The following is a 1,198-nucleotide window of genomic DNA, read 5'->3' as shown; positions in this document are numbered from 1 at the left end:
GAATTCGAAGGAGTGGCCTCGGACCTCGGGGTCCTCGTAGCCCAGTGCTTCACCGCGGGCGATCCGGAACTGCTCGCGGACGAGGTCGATTCCCGTGACTTCCTCGGAGACGCAGTGCTCCACCTGCAGGCGGGTGTTGACCTCGAGGAAGGAAATGGTGCCGTCCTGGCCCACCAGGAACTCGCACGTTCCGGCGCCAAGGTAGTTGGCTTCCTTGAGGATGGCCTTGGAGGACTCGTAAAGCCGCTTGTTCTGCTCTTCGCTCAGGTACGGAGCCGGGGCTTCTTCAACAAGTTTCTGGTTGCGGCGCTGGAGCGAGCAGTCGCGGGTCGAAACCACCACGACGTTGCCGAAAGCATCGGCCAGGCACTGGGTTTCGACGTGCCGCGGGGCATCCAGGAAGCGCTCGATGAAGCACTCGCCGCGGCCGAAAGCGGCGATGGCTTCACGGACCGCGGATTCGTAGAGTTCCGGGATTTCCTCCATGGTGCGGGCAACCTTGATGCCGCGCCCGCCGCCGCCGAAGGCAGCCTTAATGGCGATGGGAAGGCCGAATTCCTCGGCGAACTTCAAGATTTCGTCGGCGGACTCCACGGGGTCAGCCGTACCAGGGACCAAGGGAGCTCCCACCTTTTCGGCGATGTGGCGGGCCTGGACCTTGTCGCCAAGGGCCGAAATGGCTTCGGGTGAAGGGCCGATCCACGTGATGCCGGCATCGATGACTTTGGCTGCAAACTCGGCGTTTTCGGCCAGGAAGCCGTAGCCGGGGTGGATGCCGTCGGCGCCGGACTGCTTGGCGACGTCGATGATCTTGTCCATCACCAAGTACGACTCGGCTGCAGTGTTGCCGCCCAATGCGTAGGCTTCGTCGGCCAGACGGACGTGGAGGGCGTCACGGTCAGGATCGGCGTAGACCGCTACGGAGGCAATGCCTTCGTCCCGGGCGGCTCGGATGATGCGGACCGCGATTTCGCCGCGGTTGGCAATCAAGACCTTGGTAAGAGGGCTGGAAATGGGCTGCGCCGGGTTAGCTGACAAGTTGTTGACTCCTTCTGTCCTTGAGGAGCCTAGCGCGATTGTGAGGGTTCCGCCCATATTGATGGGGGATTCCGTGTGTGAGGCGATGTTCCTTTGTAGGGTTGCTACAAAGTGCTTCTACTGCTCGTCGTTGTCCCATAGTTCCGTGATGCCCACGTTG

1 protein-coding gene is annotated in these 1,198 nt (G+C 62.1%); it reads right to left on the bottom strand.

The genetic code is table 11. The features are described from left to right. Positions 1-1,095: acetyl/propionyl/methylcrotonyl-CoA carboxylase subunit alpha (locus tag HP499_RS24415; protein WP_253951783.1), on the bottom strand; the 1,095-nt coding region annotated here is incomplete at its 3' end. Between the last annotated feature and the right edge of the window lie 103 nt (positions 1,096-1,198).

The sequence above is a fragment of the Paenarthrobacter sp. CM16 genome, from assembly GCF_013179505.1.
Lineage (GTDB): Bacteria > Actinomycetota > Actinomycetes > Actinomycetales > Micrococcaceae > Arthrobacter.
The sequence above is the reverse complement of the archived record's forward strand: the minus strand, read 5'-3'. Positions and strand labels throughout refer to the sequence as shown.